The 20,303-nt window shown below is 65.6% G+C and carries 14 protein-coding genes; 3 read left to right on the top strand and 11 right to left on the bottom strand.

The features are described from left to right. Window positions 1-380: 380 nt before the first annotated feature. From ACQR0Z_RS17175 to ACQR0Z_RS17190, 4 genes are all read right to left on the bottom strand, one after another. Entirely contained in the window at window positions 381-2,495 is a 2,115-nt protein-coding gene (locus ACQR0Z_RS17175; protein ID WP_434858979.1) for an autotransporter strand-loop-strand O-heptosyltransferase, read from the bottom strand. A gap of 67 nt (window positions 2,496-2,562) precedes the next feature. Beyond that, on the bottom strand, window positions 2,563-4,512 hold the full coding sequence (locus ACQR0Z_RS17180; protein WP_434919432.1) for an HlyD family type I secretion periplasmic adaptor subunit: 1,950 nt from the start codon (window positions 4,510-4,512) through the stop codon (window positions 2,563-2,565). Between the two features lie 3 nt (window positions 4,513-4,515). Next, a complete protein-coding gene (locus ACQR0Z_RS17185) occupies window positions 4,516-6,267 on the bottom strand; it encodes a type I secretion system permease/ATPase (RefSeq protein WP_434859246.1) in 1,752 nt (583 codons plus the stop codon). A 232-nt stretch (window positions 6,268-6,499) separates the two neighbouring features. Next, a complete protein-coding gene (locus ACQR0Z_RS17190) occupies window positions 6,500-6,859 on the bottom strand; it encodes a hypothetical protein (RefSeq protein WP_434919433.1) in 360 nt (119 codons plus the stop codon). Window positions 6,860-7,321: 462 nt separating this feature from the next. Here ACQR0Z_RS17190 and ACQR0Z_RS17195 point away from each other — a divergent pair, with 462 nt between their 5' ends. Together ACQR0Z_RS17195 and ACQR0Z_RS17200 are read left to right on the top strand one after the other, a co-directional pair. Next, on the top strand, window positions 7,322-9,247 hold the full coding sequence (locus ACQR0Z_RS17195) for an ethylbenzene dehydrogenase-related protein (RefSeq protein ID WP_434919434.1): 1,926 nt from the start codon (window positions 7,322-7,324) through the stop codon (window positions 9,245-9,247). Further along, window positions 9,247-10,281 (top strand): 2Fe-2S iron-sulfur cluster-binding protein, encoded by a 1,035-nt coding sequence (locus ACQR0Z_RS17200; RefSeq protein WP_434858974.1) that lies wholly within the window; start codon window positions 9,247-9,249, stop codon window positions 10,279-10,281. Before ACQR0Z_RS17195 ends, ACQR0Z_RS17200 begins: the two co-directional genes overlap by 1 nt. A 41-nt stretch (window positions 10,282-10,322) precedes the next feature. On the opposite strand, the gene ACQR0Z_RS17205 is transcribed toward ACQR0Z_RS17200, so the two are convergent. After that, window positions 10,323-11,180 (bottom strand): VOC family protein, encoded by an 858-nt coding sequence (locus ACQR0Z_RS17205; protein WP_434858973.1) that lies wholly within the window; start codon window positions 11,178-11,180, stop codon window positions 10,323-10,325. A 149-nt stretch (window positions 11,181-11,329) separates the two neighbouring features. Between ACQR0Z_RS17205 and ACQR0Z_RS17210 the strand changes: the two genes are divergently transcribed. Further along, complete coding sequence (locus ACQR0Z_RS17210) at window positions 11,330-12,640, top strand: NAD(P)/FAD-dependent oxidoreductase (protein ID WP_434919435.1); 1,311 nt, start codon at window positions 11,330-11,332, stop codon at window positions 12,638-12,640. Between the two features lie 3 nt (window positions 12,641-12,643). Here ACQR0Z_RS17210 and ACQR0Z_RS17215 read toward each other — a convergent pair whose 3' ends face one another. The 6 genes from ACQR0Z_RS17215 to ACQR0Z_RS17240 form a co-directional block, all read right to left on the bottom strand. Next, on the bottom strand, window positions 12,644-14,260 hold the full coding sequence (locus ACQR0Z_RS17215; protein WP_434919436.1) for an ABC transporter ATP-binding protein: 1,617 nt from the start codon (window positions 14,258-14,260) through the stop codon (window positions 12,644-12,646). Then, window positions 14,257-15,087, bottom strand: a complete 831-nt coding sequence (locus ACQR0Z_RS17220; RefSeq protein ID WP_434919437.1) for an ABC transporter permease — start codon at window positions 15,085-15,087, stop codon at window positions 14,257-14,259. Before ACQR0Z_RS17220 ends, ACQR0Z_RS17215 begins: the two co-directional genes overlap by 4 nt. A gap of 2 nt (window positions 15,088-15,089) precedes the next feature. Beyond that, window positions 15,090-16,067 (bottom strand): ABC transporter permease, encoded by a 978-nt coding sequence (locus ACQR0Z_RS17225; protein WP_434919438.1) that lies wholly within the window; start codon window positions 16,065-16,067, stop codon window positions 15,090-15,092. Window positions 16,068-16,091: 24 nt separating this feature from the next. Further along, on the bottom strand, window positions 16,092-17,708 hold the full coding sequence (locus ACQR0Z_RS17230) for an ABC transporter substrate-binding protein (protein WP_434919439.1): 1,617 nt from the start codon (window positions 17,706-17,708) through the stop codon (window positions 16,092-16,094). Between the two features lie 276 nt (window positions 17,709-17,984). Beyond that, complete coding sequence (locus tag ACQR0Z_RS17235) at window positions 17,985-19,598, bottom strand: ATP-binding protein (protein WP_434919440.1); 1,614 nt, start codon at window positions 19,596-19,598, stop codon at window positions 17,985-17,987. After that, on the bottom strand, window positions 19,595-20,296 hold the full coding sequence (locus tag ACQR0Z_RS17240; protein ID WP_434919441.1) for a response regulator: 702 nt from the start codon (window positions 20,294-20,296) through the stop codon (window positions 19,595-19,597). Before ACQR0Z_RS17240 ends, ACQR0Z_RS17235 begins: the two co-directional genes overlap by 4 nt. Window positions 20,297-20,303: the final 7 nt, after the last annotated feature.

Below are 20,303 nucleotides of genomic sequence, written 5' to 3' on the forward strand. Positions count from 1 at the left end.
CGCTATTTGGTCGCAGCAATCGGGCCAAAACTGGCGTGGGGGAGTCCGCAATTATGTTGTTGTTCGGGCATCGCGAAGCTGTGAACGCTTCGCCATCCGAGCTGCCAAGTGATTGAATTTCAGTGGCAAGCAACAAATGCAGGTGCGGCCATCTGACGCGAATTGCATCTTCTCGTCAACATGCCGCCGCGATCCCGCCAGCGCCGGGGCTTTCCTGCGAATGGGTTGCAGGGGATGCGGCGTGCGTTCGAAAACGCGTCAGGAGATTTGGCTGACGTTCGGTTCGACCCGCTCTCCGAGAGACTAGACCCACGCTCCGAAAGAAACGTGTCCGGGTACGGAAGGCCGAAGTCGCCCGGAAGAACGCGCCGGCCGACTGCTCAGGACTGCGGAGCGGCCTGGCGCTGCGCAATCAGCGCGGCACGGATCTTCTGGAGCAGGCTGGTGTACAACTGGTTCCAGCCAGGATCCTGCGTGTTGGCGTCGAGCCCGCGCTTGGTGAGGCCGAGGCTGATGCGGTAGACGGCGAGCGCGCCATCGATATTGCCGAGAGGAACGAAGGCATCTCCGAGGCTCTGGTAGGACGTGGCCAGCGCCTGCGGCAGCGACGGATCGTTGGCTGCGATGTTGGAGAGATGTGTCATCAGCGCGGTGTTGGCGCGTCGCTGCTCGAAGGCCTCGGCATGGCGGTCCTGGGCGGCGAGCACGTCGGCCAACAGAGCATGGCCCCAGGCAAGATCGCGGTGAAATATGAGATTGCCGCGATGCGCGGCCGTGAGCTTCCGAATGATCGCCAGGCTCGCGGAGTAGGCGGCATGTGCAGCCTCGAGATTTCGCTGAACGAACAGGACCGCGCCGATCCTGTTCAAGGCAATCGACAGGTTGCGTTGAAAGCCGGCATTGTCAGGATCGGCTGTGGTCAGATGCCTGACGATCGCGATGCTGTCCTTGTAGTTCTGCAGCGCCGTCGGGAGATCACCGGCGGTGGCTGCCTGGTCTCCTGCCGCGATCCGAGCAGTCGCCTGATCCAACAATCGGCCGGCGGCGACCGTCACGCCGACGGCGAGGCCGCCGCTTGGCACGTCGCCGGTCCGGCGCGCCAGCAGGGACGACAAGGCGATCGGCTGGTCATGCTCCGGCCGCCCGTCTGGAAACTCAGGGGGCTGATGCGGCTCGGCGGCCGCCGGATGGGAAGACGCTTCCGTTTGGGGCGGCAGTCCTTCTCCGAAGCCGGGAATCCGCCGCAGCACGCCTTCGACATGGTCAGCGGTGATCAGGCGGGTGCATTCGAACTGTCGGGGCGTGCCCTTCCAGCGCGGGCACCAGAAGAAGTCCTGATGGTCGAAGCGATGACGGCCGTCATTCCAGCAGCCATTGCAAACATGATGGTTGATGACGCGGTAGGGCGTTGCGAATTCGTTGATCGGATGGGTGAAGCCGCTGATCAGCGCCACCGGCGTGCCGACCGCCCAGGCGAGCCACGACAGGCCGGAGGAGAGGCCGACGAAGAAGGCGGCATGCTTGAGCCAGCGCGCGCGCTCGGGCAGCGGCCGGTCGCCAGTCTGATCCTCGGCCTCGGCGGGAATCTGTGTCCGGAACGCACCGTGGTGGCGGCTGGCGTGCTGGTCGATGCAAACCACGCGATAGCCGGTCTGTTTGAGGAAGGAGACGATTCGGTCCCAGCCGCCGGGATTGTTCCAGTGCTTGCAGCCGGTCGTGGCCTGCACGGCGATACAGACATAGGGCGCTTCGATCGGCCGGCTGTCGTCGTCGAGCGCCACGCGCGGCGGCCGTTCGGCAGGATCGACGCCGAGGATATAGGCGGCCGTGCGATGCAGGCCGACCTGCCGGAAATCGCAGGGCTGGTAGACCGACTGGGCGTCGTCGAAGAACAGGGCGACGGAGTAGGTGGCGTAGTATCGCTCGGCCTGGATTGCATCGGGCGCAATGAAGGTGATGTCCGGATAGGCGGCAGCGAACAGCGGGATCAACGCTTCGCCCAGCGCGCAGCTGAGGCGGCAGGAGTGCTGCTCCTTGAACTTCACCGCGTAGCTCATCCAGCCGATCACGTCGCCGATGGTGCCGACCGGAAACTGGATCAGCACGTCACGGTCGGTGGCGTCGTAATCGTGGCACAGCAGGCGTTCGGATCCGGACCAGACTTCCAGCCTGAACGGAATGAAATAGCGCTTGGCACTATTGACGTGTCCGGACCGCAGGTCGATGTCGAACAGCAGGTTGGCCGTCTCGAGATCGCTCATCCGCACGCGCCAGGGCTGTCCGTTGTCCGGCAGCATGACGCGGCAGCCATCATTGAAGTCGAAGCGAAGCCCCCGTGGCCCCTCCTGGGTCGGCAGCGCCGAAGGCGGCGATAGCCGGGGCGTTTCCAGGCGATCGGCAGCCTCGGGCGTGACGCTTGGCCCGGCGTCCGGCGCTCGCGCAGCCAGGGGCACCATCGCGGGATCGGAGGTGCGGGGAAAGCTTGCGACGTTCATGCTGATATCGCGGCTGCGGTCTGCGCTTTGCGTTGAAGATCTCGCAGACCGCGATGTGTCGAACCTCCTACTCCACGAAGGCGCGGCGCCATTGATCGAGTACCGGCTTCATCAGATAGCTGAGCATCGTACGGCTGCCGGTCTGGACGAAGACCTCGGCCTGCATGCCCGGCATCAGATTGAGGTTGCCGAGCCGCTTCCGCTCCTCGTCTGACAACGTGATCCGGACCGTGTAGTAGGTCGAGCCCGACCGCTGGTCGTTGGTGATGTCGGGTGACACGAACGACACCTGGCCATTGAGCTGCGGCGTGGTGCGCTGGTTGAACGCATTGAAGCGGACCATCGCATCCTGGCCGGTGTGGACATGGTCGATGTCCTTGGGCTGGACATGCGCTTCGACCTGCAACTCGTCGGAGTCGGGCACCAGCTCCATCACCGTCTCGCCGGGCTTGATGACGCCACCGATGGTGTGAACGGCGAGCTGGTGGATGGTGCCGGAATTGGGCGCACGCATCTCGATGCGGTCGAGCTGATCGCGTGCGGCGACGCCCTTCTCGACCAGATCGCCTTCCTTGGCTTGAGCTTCGCCGAGATCCTTGACGACCTCGCTGCGGAAGTCCTGATCGATCTTGACGGTCTGCAACTCGGCTTCGCTGATCTTGGACCTGGTCTCGGCGACGCTGGACACCAGCTGGCCGCGTTCGCCATCGATGCGCGCGGCCTCGCGCTGCAGCGTCGTCAGTCGCGTCAACGGCACGAGGCGCTTGTCGTAGAGATCCTGCACGCCGGCGAGTTCGCCCTTGATCAGGTCGATCTGCTTGTTCTTCGACTCCAGCTGGGACTCCATGCCGCTGATCTCGTTGTTGAGCTGGACGATGCGTCCCTGCAGCAGGTCCTTCTGGCTCTTGCGCGTGATCGCACGGGCCTTGAACAGCGCGTTTTCCGAGGCAATCACCGCGCGGACATGGGGATCGTCGGGACGTGACGTCAGCGTGGCCGGATACTCCGGCTGCTCCAGACCATCCCGCTCGGCCGACAGCCGCGCGATCTTGGCGCGCTGCTCGTTCAGCTGCTTGGTGATCGACTGCAACTGGGCCTGACTTTGGGTCGCGTCGAGCCGCACGAGAAGATCACCGGCGGCGACGCGCTTGCCGTTGTCGACCTTGATCTCCGCGACGATGCCGCCGGTCGGATGCTGGATCGCCTTCACGTTGGACTGCACCACGAGATTGCCGGGCACGACGATCGCGCCCGCGAGCGGCACCAGCGTCAGCCAGCCGCCGACGAGCACGCCGAACACGAGCAGCACGCGCAGGCCGAGGCGCAGTTCGTTCTCGAACATGCGGCCGACGCGTGGAACGAGCGACTCGTCCGAATCGTCGTCGAGATCGGCCGCCGTTCCCTGGGCGGCGATGAACGTCATTCCGGTGGTGAGCGCGGTGCCGGCCGTGTTCACCAGCCGCCCGGTCCGGGTCTGCGACACGGCAGGCGCATTCATCATGCGGGCGGGGAGGTTCTGTTGTCCCATCGTCCGTGCTGTCGCGCCGCCGAAGTCGGGATCCCGGCGTGCGTCTCTGAGATCCAGAACCGGTGCATTGTGGGCTGGCAGCCGTCCGGCAGGCTGCCGTGAAGGTGGCGACAACTCCGGCTCGTAGGAGCGCGTCTGTGCGGGCGACTGCCACTCCATCTCGCGAATGCCCTCGCCGCGCCGCGCTCGGGGAGGGGGCGCGCCGAGGCCGAACAGCGAGAGCGACGCGTCGAGCGCGCGCCCCATCGTGCTGCCCTTTTTCTTGCGCGGCTTGGCGCGCGTCTGCTGCGGCGGCGTACGCCGACGCTTCTTTGCGCCGTCACGCGCATTGCGGCGATCACGCGGATCCGCCTCCGAGCCGTCATCGAACGCGCCCTGCAGCCGCTGCAGCTCGAGAATCAGCGCATCACCCTGCGGGCCGACGGCGCGGGTCTTCGGCCGCACATAGTTCTGGTCATCGAAGGGCCTGAAGTCGTTGATGTGTTTCATTGATCAAGCGCTTTCTGCTGGGGCCGCGCGACGAAGCATTCGGGCGTTCGGATTTTGTGCCGCGGCTGGAGCGGCAACCCTGGGCGCCGCGGCGGCGTGCGCAACGGCGGGGCCGGCCGGAGGCTTGACGCCGGCGACACGGGCGAAGATCTCCTGGCAGGGGCCGAATGCGATCGCCTTGCCCTCATAGAGGACGAGCGCCATGTTGAGCGCGTTCAGCGCGCTCGGACGATGCGAGATCACGATGACGATGCTCTGGTTCTGCTGCCGCATGATCTGAATGGCGCGGCTCAGCGCGTTTTCGCCGTCGGTGTCCAGATTCGCGTTGGGCTCGTCGAGCACGATGAGGAAGGGGTCGCCGTACACGGCACGCGCCAGACCAACCCGCTGACGCTGGCCGGCCGACAACGACATGCCGCCCTGACCGATTCGCGTCGCGTAGCCCTCCGGCAGCCGCAGGATGATGTCGTGCACGCCGGCGATCTGCGCAGCCTTCAGAATGGCGTCGGAATTGGCATTCTCGTCGAAGCGGCAGATGTTGTCGGCAATGCTGCCGTCGAACAGCGCGACGTCCTGCGGCAGATAGCCGATGTGGCGGCCGAGATCCTCGTTGCTCCACTGATCGAGCGCCGCACCGTCGAGGCGAACGGTGCCCTGCAGCGCAGGCCAGATTCCGACCAGCGCCTTCGACAACGACGTCTTGCCCGAGGCGCTCGCGCCGAGCAACGCGAGGCCCGTGCCTGCCTTGATCGAGAACGACACGTTCTGAACGATCGGCCGATCCGTACCGGGGGCCGCGACCGTGAGCTCCTGCACCGTCAGTTCGCGGTACGGACGCGGCAAGGCGACCGGTGGCGCTTCGGGCTTTGCGGTCGCCCGGCAGATGTCGCGCAGGCGCGTGATGCCCTGGCGCGCGGCGACCAGTTGCTTCCAGCTGCCGAGCGCGATCTCGATCGGCGCGAGGGCGCGGCCCATGAGGATCGACGAAGCCATCATGACGCCGCCGGAGGCCTGCTCGGAGACGACCAGGGCCGCGCCGATTCCGAGCATGCCTGATTGAAGGATGAAGCGCAGGACCTTCGCAGCGGCGCCGAGATTGGCATAGACGTCGCTCGCGCGGATGTTGTCCTTCAGATACTTCTCATTGACGGCATTCCAGCGCGCCGAAAAGCGGTCGAGCATGCCGAGCGCGCGAATCACCTCGGCATTGCGCTGCGTGGCATCGGCGAGAACCTGGCGCGCGGCGCTGGTGTCGCTCGCCGATCTGCTGGCCTGACGCGCCAGGCGATCGGTCACCAGGGTCATGCCGATGATCGCCACCGTGCCGATGATCGCGGTGATGCCGATCAATGGATGGAACAGGAACATGCCGATCAGGAAGATCGGGATCCAGGGCATGTCGAGGAAAGCCGTCGGTCCCATGCTGGACATGAAGGCGCGCAACTGATCGAGATCGCGCAGCGGCTGCTGCATCATCATCGGCTTGGTTCCGCGCAGGGGCAGCGTGGCCAGGGCGTGATGAATGGCGTCCTGCAGGCTCGCATCGAACACGGTTGCAACCCGGCACAGCATGCGGGTGCGCAGCGCGTCGAAATAGCCCTGGATCAGGTAGACCACGAGAATCATCACGGAGAGGCCGATGAGCGTCGCCAGGTTTTTGCTCGGGACGACGCGGTCGTTGACCTGCATCATGTAGACGGAACCCGAGAGCATCAGGACGTTGATGACGCCGCTGAACACGCCGATGCCCGCCATGCGCTTCACGGCCTGGCGCAATCCGCGCGTCACCGGGTCATCGCTTCCCGAGAGAAGGTCAGTGATGGCAGCCGCGGCTTTCATTCTCGGGCGGTCTTGAGCCAGACTCATCCAGGCGCGTCTCCCAAAGGCAGTGCTTCACCAAGCGCTCTTGACAGCCGATGCCGACGATTTTCCGGCAACAATGCGACGCATGGGCAAATCTGTCGCAGCAGCGCGGGTGGCTACGCCATCATCTGCCAGATGCTACTAACTCGCGGGAAGAGATTGCGGCATTGCTCGGCGCGATCAGCTCCGCGGCAAATCCGATCGCGATCATCGATAGTTGCAGCGGCAGGACGAACACGCATGCAGCGCGCGCGTCACACATTCGTCTGTCTATCACCTTCGTTCCGCACTCATTGGTCGTCGTCCGGGCCGAATGACGCCACGAAGCCGAATAAATCTTCCTGCGGTGCAACGCACAGGCATTGTCATCTCGATCGATGCAGGACTCGATAGCGGTGCGGAGGACGATCATGATGGACGCGGCAACACTGGAAAGGCGGGTTCCGCGCACCATCAAGGCGGTTGCAATGAGTTCGATGTGCATCCGGGGCCAGCGGCGCGTTCTGTCAACGAACGTGCGGCCGCTCTGGATCCAGCAGACGGTCTGAAGACCACGTTCGAACAAGAGCAGGGAGGAACAAGAGGGCCAGTTCGCGTGCGATCCGAGCAACTCGTCACCGGCTCGGCCCGCAACAACTGATCAGAGCGTGGCGTGATCCAACCGATCACTCCCAAACGTAGCGGGGCAACGACCACCAAGCCGAGGGGCGCAGTCGGCATAAATCAGATGAAGTTGCTCACAGTAAGAGTATCCGGGGGACGACAAGTTGCTGGACTACATCACCACCACGACGCGTGATGCGGGAATGAAATCGGGGCGAGGAACGGTCTGCAGGGGGGCGTCTGCGACGATCCTGCGCCGAACGGCCCCGCTGAAGCGAAATCTGGTCGCCGGATCGGCGGTGTATCGCGCCGATAGCGTGCGCGCAGCTCTGGAGGCGCACGCATGAAGATTCGAAAGACCGACTATGGAACGATCATCCTGCACTGGACCCTGGTCGCCGCCACGGTGATCGCGTTCCTGACCGGCCTGCGCATGGCGACCGAAGCGCCCGGCCACGCCTGGATCGCCAACAATCTCGACTGGCTGTTGCCGCGGCACCGGACCTGGACCTGGCACATGCCGGCCGGCGTGGTGCTCGCAAGCGTTGCGGTCGCCTACATGATCTACATCGCCAAATCCGGCCTCGGCCGTCGTGTCACCATCGACAAGATGCGATTCAAGGGCCTGCTGGGTAAGCGTCCGGCGCGGCTCGGGTCGATCAGCGTGATGCTGCACTGGATTCTCTTCATCTCCATGGCAACGCTCATCGTCACCGGCGGCATGCTGTTCTTCGGCGTCGCCTCCGGCTACGTCACCATGATGATCCACTGGTACGCGACATGGGTGATCCCGGCCTTCGTCGTGCTGCACGTCCTGGTTCATTTCAGCATCGGCGGAAAGATGCAGCTCTATCGCGTCTTCCGGCCGGCGCCGTTGCCGCCGCCGCCACCGAAGCTCGATCCGGTTGAACTGCTCACCTTGCTGGTCGAGCAGTCTGAGAAGCTGGAGGAGGCCGAGGCGCCGCCTAAGAAGCCTGCACCTGCTGCGCGACCGCCTGGGCGTGAACCGATGCCGGCACCGCGCCGCATGGAAGAGCCGATGCGGGCACGACCAGAGCCGCGCATGCCGCCGCCCGGCCGCATGCGTCCGCCGGCAAAGGGCAATACGCGGCGTCGAAATCCGAGCTTTCAGGCCAACCCGTTCATGGTCGCGACGGCCGCTGCCATCGTGATCGGCTCTGCGATGTTCGCCGCGGACTACTATGCCGAGGACTCCGTGACGGTCTATCGGATCGCGAGTTCGGACGCGCCGACGCTGGACGGCGATTCATCCGATCGCGTCTGGCGCAACATCCAACCGCACATGGTGACCACCAATCAGGGTGACAATTTCGACGGAACCGGCGAATCGCGCGTCTGGATCAAGGCGGCGCATGACGGCACCTGGGTCTACTTCCTCGTGATCTGGGAAGACCCGACGCGCTCGTTGAAGCAGCTGCCGCTGATCAAGAAGGCCGACGGCTGGCACCTGCTGCACAACGGCTTCGAGAAGGGCGACGAGAACGACTACAACGAAGACAAGTTCTCGCTGCTGTTCACGACCCTGCCGATCACTCTGGCCGCTGACCGAACATTCCACATGAGCTCACAGCCGATGCCGGACAAGCCGGCGACGCTGTCGGGACGCGGCATTCACTACACGCCTGCGCCGAATCTCTACGCTGATGCGTGGCTTTGGAAGGCGACCAGCGGCGGTCCGACGGGATGGATGGACGACAATTATTTCGGCCCGCCGGCCGAGCCGACGCCGGATCAGATCAAGGGTCTCGCGCCTTACAAGGGGGGATTCGCCGCCGATCCCGGCACCGCGAACTACACGGACAATTTCGTGCTCGACAGGGAGGCGGCCCGGCTCGGAAATCGCGGCGTCAGGCCGAAGCGTCTGCCGAAGGACGTCGCGGCGATGACCGCGGCGATGGGCGAGATCAATCTCGATCCCAATATCGGCGAGAGCGAGGGATCGCGCTGGTTCATGACGGAAGCGGAATCGGTGCCTTATTCCGCGGAAGCCGACGCGCAGACGCCGATCGGGACGGTCGTACCGGGTGTACTCGTCAGTGGCGAGTTCACAGGAGACCGCGCCGACATCCGTTGTGCGGCGCGTTGGGCGGCGGGCCATTGGACTCTCGAGATTGCCCGCAAATTGGACACGAAAAGCAAGTACGACGTACCGATCAAGAACGGTGTCTTCATGCGAGTCGCTGCGTTCGACCACACCCAGATCCGACATACGAGGCAGATCCGGCCGATGCGACTTGAGGTGCAGTAATGGGTAAGATTTGCAAGATCCAGTACAACAGGGAAACGTTCTACGCGAATGTGGGCGATATCCTGCTCGACGGCGCCATCAACAGCGGCGTGGATCTGCCCCATGACTGCCGCAGCGGAATCTGCGGATCGTGCAAGGTGACCGTCGTCGACGGCAAGCTGTTCGGCGGCATGGAAGGCGATATGGCGCATGCGTGCCAGGCGCGCGTCGTCTCCGATCTGAAGATCATCACCGAGCCGGTGCCGGACACCGTGACGATGAACTGCGAGGTCGGCGATCTCGTGCGGCTGGCGCCCGACGTGGTCGGCGTCACCATCGAGATGCCGAAGCCGCTGCGGTTCTTTCCCGGCCAGTACGCCAAGGTTCAGTATCGCGGCTTTCCGACGCGCTGCTACAGCCCGACCTATCCGATGGTCGGCGCGCCCGACAGCCATCTGTTGTATCTGCACATCCGCATCCTGAAGGACGGCCTTGTGTCGTCGGCGCTCGGTCGCGACATCCAGGTCGGACATCGCGTCAAGCTGACGGCGCCGCTCGGCACTGCGTTCTTCCGGCAGAAGCATCGCGGCCGGATCATCCTGGTCGCGAGCGGCACCGGCTTTGCGCCGATGTGGGCGATCGCGGTCGCCGCAATCACGGAGAATCCGAAGCGCGAGATCGTCTTCATCGTCGTGTCGCGGACCTTGCAGTCGTTCTACATGCACCAGGCGCTGTGCCGGCTGGCGCGCTTTCCGAACGTGAAGATCATCCCGATCGTCTCGGAGCCGCAGAACGTGTCGCCGGCGATTCGCAGCGGCCGTCCCACTGAGCACATGCCGGAGCTGACGCCGAACGACGTCGTCTACACCTGCGGTGCGCCGGCGATGACGGAGGCGGTGGCGAAGATGTCGCGCGCGGCCGGCGCGAAGTGCCATTGCGATCCGTTCGTCTCGTCGGCGCAGCCGTCGGAGTCGAGCGGCGGGTTGATGGATAAACTGGTGGGCTGGCTCGATAGCCAGCGCGGCCGGCCGGCGATGTTCCAGCCGGCCGAGTGACGTCGCGGCCGCGTTTGGCGCGGCCGCGAGTTTTCAACGTTTTAGCCGGCCACGAAGGCGAGCAGCGTTCCCGTCGCGAATGCCGGCGGCACGACGATGCTCGCGCCGCTGCGCACGCCCGCCGTGCCGAGCGCTGTCTCAGTCTTCGCCAGATCATGCGAGGCCAGCACGAGGCCGGCGCCGCCGCGCTCAGGCAGGCCGGCGAGCGACACGCTGGGATAGCGCGCCGCCAGCTGCTCCCGGGTCAGGAACACGAAATCGGCGCGGTCACCACCGGAGGCGACGGTCACGGCGCCGTCGCTCTCGCTGCGGCCGTCACGGTCGATCAGGCGCGACAGATGCGCGGCGTCCTTGGCCGGGTCGGGCGTGACGATCAGCGCCTGCTTGAGCTGCTTGGCTGCGTTTGCATGGCTCATCAGTTCCGGAATCCACACGGTCTCGCGCGTCTTGTGCTGGCAGGCGAAGATACGCAGGCCGCCAGGGGCCTCGGCGACGGGCCACTGAAACACGCGGAATTTGGCGGCAGAGATCGTGCCGTCAGGCAGCGGCACCGGGCGCTCGAAGTCGATCGGGCCGATCGGCTCGAAACCCTTGGCACGGATCTCCTCGGCGCCGGCAGCCGAATCGATGGCCGTAAAAGCGATGCGCTCGATGCCTTCGCCGCGCTGGGCGATGAAGTTGCGCGTCGGCACGTTGTGGTCGGTCTCGGCGAGGATGCCGAGCAGCTCGATGTAATCGGGATCGAGCATGATGGTATAATTGCCCGAGCCCATCTTGGCGCTGTGGGTACCGCGGGGCGACAGCGTGAAGCCGAGCCGCTTCCAGGTCTCGGCGGCCGCGTCGAGCTCCTTCACCACGACGACAGCGTGATCGATACCGATGACATTCTTGAGGGCCACGCGTTTGTCTCCTTGCAGCGAACTTGGCATATTGGCGGCCGAACTATGCCCAATCGACCCATGCGCCGCAACCGGCGCAGCCGGACTGAAGATGCAAGGCAAGATCGATCTCCACGCAGGGTATCGATCAGCAGAAATGAGCTGTCGCGATGAGCACGACCACCAATCACGTTCAATGGCCTGCGTCGCTGTGGGCGGCCCAGACCCCGCCGGGGCCGGATTTACCCGCGCTGCAGGGCAGCCAGCACGCCGATGTCGTCATCATCGGCGGCGGCTTCACCGGCCTGTCGACGGCGCTGCACCTGCGCGAGTCCGGCACCGACGTTGCCATCGTCGAGGCGATGGAGCCGGGCTGGGGGGCTTCGGGCCGCAACAACGGCCAGGTGATCCCGACTTTGTCGCGGCCCGATCCCGAGGATCTGATCGCGCGCCACGGCGCGGCCGGCGAGCGCTTCGTCGCCATGCTGCGCGACAGCGCGTCCACGCTGTTCGACACCGTCAGGCGCTACAACATCGACGCCGAGCACGAGCAGGCCGGCTGGGTGCAGCCGGTGCATACGCCGGGGCGCATCAAGATCGCCGAGCGACGCTTCAAGCAGTGGTCGAAGTTCGGCGCCCAAGTCGAGCTGCTGTCGCGCGATCAGGCGCGCGAGATGCTCGGCTCGGACGCCTGGCATGGCGGTTTCTGGAACAAGACCGGCGGGCACATCAATCCATTGGCCTTGGTGCGTGGCCTCGCGCGGACGGTACTCAGCCTTGGTGGTCGCATCTACGCGCGCTCGCCCGTGATTGATTTCAAACGCCAGGGTGACCGCTGGGTAGTCCGCACGGCGCAAGGCGAGCTGTCGGCGCGCGCGCTGGTGCTCGCGAGCAATGCCTATAGCGGCGAGTTCTCCAAGGCGCTGGCGCCTGACATCGCGCATGAGGTGATGCCGGTGCTGTCGTGGCAGATGGCGACGCAGCCGCTGTCGGACAATGTGCGCAAGACGATCATTCCCGATCGGCAGGCGATGTCGGACACGCATGGCGAGCTGTATTTCGCCCGCTACGACGCGCGCAATCGCCTGGTCACCGGTGGCGCCGTGATCGGTCCGGGCAACAAGGCGGAGCGGCTGAAGGCGCGCGTCGCCGAGCGCCTGCAGCGGCTGTGGCCGCAGATCGGCGAGGTCAGGTTCGACTATGTCTGGAACGGCTATGTCGGCATGACCACCGACTACATGCCGCGCATTCATCGGCTGGGCCCAGACGCCTATGGCTGGACCGGCTGCAACGGCCGCGCGGTGGCGCTTACGATCCCGCTCGGGGCCGAGCTCGCAAAGGCCGTGCGCGGCGTGCCGGCAGGCGAGTTGGCACTGCCGTTTACCGAGCCGGTGAAGATCCCCGCGCATGCGCTGTTACGGCCGTTCGCGCCACTGATGCTATTGCTCTACCGCTATCGCGACGCGCGGGAGATCGCGTAGCGCCTAGGTCGCGGCTGTCCGGGCAAAGTCGCCGCCCGGAATAGCCTCGAGCAGCGCCTGAGTATACGGGTGCTGGGGGTGACCGAATACGTCGCGCGTCAATCCGTGCTCGACGACGACGCCGTCCTTCATGACCGCGACGAGATCGCAGATCTGCGCGGCCACGCGCAGGTCATGGGTGATGAAGACGATCGACAGGCCGAGCCGTTCGCGCAGTCCTGTAAGCAGCTTCAGCACCTGCGCCTGCACGGACACGTCGAGCGCGGAGACCGGCTCGTCGGCCACCAGCACCGCCGGCTTCAGCGCCAGCGCGCGCGCCAGTCCGATGCGCTGGCGCTGACCGCCGGAGAATTCGTGCGGAAAGCGATCGGCCGCTGACGGATCGAGGCCAACCAGACTGAACAGCTCGCGTGCCTCGCGCAGCGCCTGATCGCGCGGCGTGCCGTGGATGATCGGCCCCTGCGCCACGAGATCGACCGCCTTGCGCCGCGGGTTCAGCGAGGCGAACGGGTCCTGAAACACCATCTGCATCCGTTGGGTCCGCTGCCTGATGTCATTGCGCGACAGCTTGGCCCAGTCCTCGCCTTGCAGCAGGATCGATCCCGCATCGGGATCGATCAGGCGAATGATGCAGCGGGCGAGGGTGGATTTGCCTGAGCCGGACTCGCCGACGATGCCGAGCGTGGCTCCCTTGGGCAGCATAAGCGAGACATCCTTGACCGCGTGAGTTACACGCACGCCGCGGCCGAGGAAGCCGCCTGTGCGATAGGTCTTGGCAACGCCGGAGAGCGCGAGAATGGTCTCGTCCGAGAGCTGGCGCGCCGGTGGCGCGGCCACCGGCGGCACGGCGGCGATCAGCTGCTGCGTGTAGGCGTGTTGCGGCTTGCGCAGCACGTCTCGCGCGGGACCCTGTTCGACCACGACGCCATGCTGCATCACCACCACGCGGTCGGCGATCTCGGCGACGACGCCGAAATCGTGGGTGATGAACAGCACCGCGGTCTTGCGCCGCTGCTGCAACTCGCGGATCAGCTTCAGGATCTGCGCCTGCGTCGTCACGTCGAGCGCGGTGGTCGGCTCGTCGGCAATCAGGAGCTTCGGGTCGAGCGCGAGCGCCATCGCGATCATGGCGCGCTGGCGCTGGCCACCCGACAGCTCGTGCGGATAAGCCTTGGCGGCGCGCGGCGGATCGGGGATGTGAACGTCTGTCAGGAGCGCCAGCACGCGCGACTTGATCTCGGCCTTGGACAGATCGGTGTGAATCTCAAGGACCTCGCCGATCTGATCGCCGATCGTGCGCAGCGGATTGAGCGCCGTCATCGGCTCCTGGAAAACCATGGCAATCTCGGCGCCGCGGATGCGGCGCATGTCGGCTGCCGGGGTCGTGCACAGATCGCGCCCGGCGAACAGGATGCGGCCGCCATCGATGCTGACGTTGTCCGGCAGCAGCCGCATGACGGCATTGGCCATCATCGACTTGCCCGAGCCGGACTCGCCGACGATGCAGACGATCTCGTTCTCGGCGACCGAGAGCGACAGCTCGGAGATCGCATGCGTTCGATCGGCGCCCTTGGGCAGACGGACGCTGAGGCGATCGACGGTGAGGATGGGTTCGCTCATCGCTGCTTCAGCCGCGGGTTCAAGGCATCGTTGAGGCCCTGGCCGACGAGCGACACCGCGAGCACCGTGATCAGGATGGCGACGCCCGGAATCGCCGAGACGTACCACTGCACGCGCAGCACGTCCCGCCCGAGCCCGATCAGATTGCCCCACGAGGCGACGTTGGCATCGGAGAGACGGAGAAACGCGAGCGCGCTTTCGAGCAGGATCGCGACCGCCATCACGACTCCGGCATAGACGATCACGGGCGGCAGCGCGTTCGGCAGGATCTCGCGCAGGATCAGTTGCGTGTCGCGCATGCCGAGGGTCCGTCCGGCCTGGACGAACTCCCGGCTGCGCAGCGACAGGAACTCCGCGCGCGTCAGCCGCGCCGGCGCCGGCCAGGAGACGATGCCGACCGCGATCGTCACCGTCGTCAAGGTCGAACCGAAGACGGCGACCAGCACCAGCAGCAGCACGAAGTTCGGCAGCGTCTGGAACGCTTCGGTGATCCGCATCAGGATGTTGTCGACCCATCCACCATAATAGCCCGCGAGCGCGCCGACCATAACGCCGATCACCACGGCGATCAGCGTGGCGACGCCGCCGATCAGGAGCGAGATGCGGGCGCCGTGGAAGATCTGGGCTGCGATGTCGCGGCCGGAATTGTCGGTGCCGAGCAGGAAGCGCGGGTTGGCGAACGGCCACACGAGGGGGCGGCCGGCGAGCGCGAGCGGATCACGCGGATAGAAATAACCGGCGCTGACGGCCATGCCGATGACGATCAGCAGCAGGATCAGGCCGAGCACGGCCGGAGGGCTGCGGAAGTAGCGTTTGACGGCATCCATGCTCAGCTCTCCGCCGCGATGCGCGGATCGAGCCGGGCATAGAGCAGGTCGGTGATGAAATTGACGAGGATCACGAGCAGCGCCGAGACGAAGACGATCCCGAGCAGCGTGTTCAGATCGCGTTGCACGACCGACTCATACGCAAGGCGGCCAAGGCCGGGCAGCGAAAACACCGTCTCGACCACGACCGAGCCGCCGAGCATCGTTCCTGCCTGCAGTCCGATCAACGTCACCATGGGCAGCAAGGCGTTGCGGAGCACGTGGCGGGTGATGATGCGGGTCTCGTCGAGACCCTTGGCGCGGGCGGTGCGGACGAAGTCGAGATTGAGAACTTCGAGCATCGAGGCGCGCATGATGCGCAAATAGATCGCGAGGAAGATCAGGCCGAGCGTCAGCGATGGCAGCACGAGGTGGCTGGCGATGTCGAGCACGCGCCAGATCCCGGTGCCGACCGCGCCAATATCCTCGAAGCCGCCGGCCGGCAGCCATTGCAGATAGATCGAGAACACGACGATGGCCATCAGGCCGAACCAGAACGACGGCGTGGCGTAGAAGACGAGCCCGAGGGTCGAGATCAGCGTGTCAGGCCAGCGGTTGACGTTGCGCGCGGCGATGACGCCGAAGATCAGGCCGAAAAAGAACGCGAACGACAGGGACGAGATCATCAGCAGCAAGGTTGGCGGCAGCCGCTCCAGGATCACGGCCGCGACCGGCTTGCCGTAGATCGCCGAGAAGCCGAGATCGAGCCGCACCAGCCGCCACAGATAATTGGCGAGCTGCATCGGCACCGACAGATCCAGGCCGTAGAACCGGCGCAACTCGCGGGCGGTGGCCGCGTCGCCGCCGCCCATCTGGGCCATCATGGCGTCGACCGTATCGCCCGGCGCGAGCTGCAGCAGCAGGAAGACGCCGATCAGGATGAGGAACAGGGTCGGGATCGAGGCGACGAGTCGCCGCCCCGCTAGGCTCAGGATGCGCATGGCCTCATTCTGACCGAGTTCGGCTCACGCGGAAAGCCAGAGATCGTGCCAGCTCGACGATCCCCAGCGCGGCGTATTCGAGTGGTTGCGTGCCTTCGCCGTGATCACGGTGACGAAGATCTGCTCGATCGGCATCCACACCGGCAGCTCGGTATTGGCTTCGCGCACGAAGTCAGCATAGAGCGCCTTGCGCTTGGCCGGATCGACCTCGGTCGCGGCGTCGTCGATGATCTTGTCGATCTTGGCGTCGTCCCAGCCCCACTGGTTGGTCCACGGCGCGCCCTTGGGCTGACCCGAGCGGTACCACACCGTTGTCGAAACCGCCGGGTCGTTGCGGTACTGGTGCCAGCCGGTGGCGAGGTCGAAGGCGTGCTCGTCGTAGACCTGCTTGAGGAAGCCGCCGCCGTCGTTGCGCACGATCTCGACCTGGATGCCGACTTCGCCCAGGGATTGCTGGATGAAGGTCGACCACAGCGAGATGTCCTCGCCCCATGGCGCGGGCAACAGCCGCAGCGAGAACCGGTTGCCGCCGGCGGCGGGCTTGAAACCGGCCTCGTCGAGCAGCGCCTTCGCCTTGGCCTTGTCGTAGGGATATTGCGGGGTATCCGCGCCCGGATAGAAGTCGGTCGAGGTCGACGGAATCGGGCCCGTGCCGAGCTTGGCGAAATCGCCGAGGAAGTTCTCGATGAAGAACGGCACGTTGATCGCGTGCGCGATGGCGCGGCGGACCTTGATGTCAGCAAGCTCCTTGCGGCGGACGTTGAACTCCAGCGTGTTGGTACGGGCGTTGCCCTCATTACCCTTGGTCGAGACGATGAAGCGCTTGTCCTTGCCGAGGCGGGCCATGTCGGAGATCGTCAGCCCCGAGAACGGGCTGTAGTGCAGCTCGCCGGCCTCCATCTGCGCGGCCGCAGCGGCGCGGTCGGTGATCACCTTCCAGACGATGCGGTCGAGATAGGGCGCGTTCGGGCGCCAGTAATCGGCGTTGCGGTCGGCGATGATGTACTGGCCGCGCTCGTACTTCACGAACTTGAACGGACCGGTGCCGACGGGCGCGAGGTTCGTCGGGTTCTGCCGGATGTCGCCGTTCTCATAGATGTGCTTGGCCGAGACGTAGCCGAGATCGGGCAGCGCGCGCAGCAGCAGATTGAGCGGCATCGGCCGCTCGTAACGGAAGATCGCGGTCTGCGGATCGGGCGTGTCCACCGCGGTGAGGAACAGCTGCAGGGTCGATCCGTAGTTGAGGATCTTCTTCCACATGTTCATCGCGGTGAAGGCGACGTCCTCCGACGTGAACGGCTTGCCGTCGTGCCAGGTCACGCCCTTGCGCAGCTTGAAGGTGACCGTCTTGCCGTCGGGTGTCGCTTCCCAGCTCTCCGCGAGGACGCCGACCGGCTGCCCGTTGGCATCGAGATCGACGAGGTTCTCCTGGATCTTGCCGCCGATGATGTAGACGCCGGTCGAGGCCTGCAGGCTCGGATTGAGCTGGCGCTGCTCGGCGCCGTAGTGGACGTTGAACACGCCGCCCTTGCGCGGGGTTTCCTGGGCGAAAGCCCGCAGAGGATTAACCACGTTCGCGGCGATGGCGGCGGAGGTCAACAGGGCAGTCCGGCGGCTGATCTCGAAACGGCTCGAAGTCATCAAGGTCTCCCGAAAGGCCAATGGAACGCTGGCCGATGGTGCAATCGCGCCGGAGATTACGCGGATCGCGCGCGCGAGTCATTTGCGAATTGCGCAGCCGATCTGCGGCATCCTGGTCCGGCGCGCGCGACGGGCGGCCTCTTGGCACAAATTGCTCGTATACAAACGATCGGGAGAACGTCGCCGCTGCCAGCCCCGGGATTGGGCTGGGGATTGGCGGTCGCCATCCGAGGCGCCGGAGCAACTTCAGGATCGCAGGCAGCCAGCGGCGCCATCTCAGATAGATGTTCCGCGATCACCGGCCAGCGGCAGCCGCAATTCGAACGCGACCCCCGTCTCGGGAGACAGCAGCAGGATCTCTCCGCCGTGGCTTGCGAGGATGGCGCGTACGATGGCCAGCCCCATGCCGGTGCCGCCGCTGTCCCGCCGGGTCGTAAAGAACGCATCGAAGATGCGGTCGCGATTGTCGGGCGAGATGGGATCGCCGTCGTTGCCGGCAATGACGACCAGTTGACCGTCACGATCCACAGCATCGAACCGGACCCGCCGCGCCCCGTGGCGGACCGCGTTGTCGACCAGATGCGTGAGCACGATCAGGACCGTTTCGCTCGAGAGTGAGGTCTTGCGGTCGACCGGACCGGACGCCTCGATCGTGGTCGCCGGGAAGCGCTGCCGCAGCATGGCGACCGCCTCCGCCACGCCGCCGGGGTCGATCGTCGACATGGTCTCCGCCCGCGCCAGCTCGCGCAGGCGCTGGGCCAGCGCCGTCAGGCGATCCGCGTCGGCAAGAATGTTGGTGAGGAACGTTTCCTGCTCCGCGCGTGTCAGGGTCGCCGAGCCGCTGGCAAGGGAATCGAGCAGCAGCTCTGCGGCGCCCTTGATCGAGGTCAGCGGCGATTTGAGCTCGTGGGTCAGGTGCGCCGAAAAGCTTCGGATGTAGTTGGAGCGCTGCGCCAGCTGCTCGGCCATGGCGAAGAAGTGTTCCGCCAGCTCGGCGAAGTCGCGCGTGCCGTAATGGGCGAGGGGACGAAAGCCCGCGGGGTCGTTGCGGCCGATCCGGCCGGCGCGATCAACGAGCTCGCGCATCGGCCGCGTGATCGTCCGCGACACGATGAGGCCGACCAGCAGCGTCGTCAGGACGATGGTCGACCCGGCGGCGATGAACTTGCCGCGCTCCTGATAGAGATGCTCGAAAATGTTCCGTGGCGTGCGCGAGGTGTAGATGACCCCCGCAACGTGATCGTTGACGATCACTGGCATCGCCGAGAACACGTGCACACCGACGCCGCGGCTGATCGAATAGATCGGCGGTGGCGCCTTGTCGGGAATGCGGATGCGGAGCGCGGCACTGTAGCGGCCCTGCAGGGCGCTCGCGACCTCGTCGATATGGGCCAGCGACTTGCCCATCTCGTCGCGGCCGGCGATCACGACGCCTTGCGGGTCGAGCACGCGAAAGCCCGCCAGCGTGACCTTCTGCGTCTCCTTGATGATCGGCAGCAGCCGCGCACCGATGGCCACATAGGCGGGATCGGCCGGATGGATCGCCTCGCGCGCATCGGGACGGCGCACGAACAGATCGTTGGCCAGCAGATCGAGCAGAGGGCGGATCGGCGTGACCTCGTCGGCCGCATCGGGGCGCGCCTCAAGCGGGATTTCGAAGCCCAGAGGAATGCCTGAGGCCAGGCGCGCGGCGACCTCTTCGGCGAAGACAGCGGCCAGCACTCGGCTCTGCGCGATCAGCTCGGCCTGGGTCTGCCGGATCAGCTGATTGTCGTAGATGCGGAAGAAGAACAGCCCGACGAGGGGCAGGGTGCCGACCAGCGCCAGCACGCCGAACACGATCTGTCCCAGCGACGGACGCCATTTCCGCTTCGGCTTCGGCGCGATCATGGCGCGCCGCAGCGGCCCAGCCGGAAGCCGACGCCGTGGACGGTCTCGATGGCGTCCTCGCAATGCGCGGCCGCGAGCTTGGCCCTGATGTTGCGGATGTGGCTGTCGATGGTGCGGTCGGAGACCTGGATGTTGAGCTGATAGGCCGCGCTCATGATCTGCTCGCGGCTGAAGACGACCGCCGGACGCGTCATCAGCGTCCGTAGGATGCTGAATTCGAGCGCCGTCAAGGTCAGGGGGGTGTCGCCGAAGCGCGCAGTATGCTGCTGCGGGTCGAGACGAAGCCGGCCGTGAGCCAGCTCCTCCGCCTCGGTCGCGCGATCGGCACCGCCCGAGGTGACGCGACGCAGGATCACATTGACACGAGCGACGAGTTCGCGCGGGCTGAACGGCTTGGTGACGTAGTCGTCTCCTCCGATCTCGAGGCCGAGAATGCGATCAATCTCCTCGTCCCGGGCGGAAAGAAACAGGATCGGGACCTGCGAGGTCCGGCGGATGCGCCGGCAGACTTCCAGGCCGTCGAACTCCGGCATGCCGACGTCGAGCACGATCAGGTCCGGTCTATCATCTGCGAACTTCGCGAGGGCGGCCCGGCCGTCGGCGGCTTCCGTCACGGCCATGCCGGCCTTGCTCAGGGCGACGCGCACGACCTCGCGGATGTGCGGATCATCGTCGACGATGAGAATTCGGGGAGACAAGCGGCGC

It is taken from the genome of Bradyrhizobium sp. HKCCYLS3077 (assembly GCF_051167555.1).
Taxonomy (GTDB): domain Bacteria; phylum Pseudomonadota; class Alphaproteobacteria; order Rhizobiales; family Xanthobacteraceae; genus Bradyrhizobium.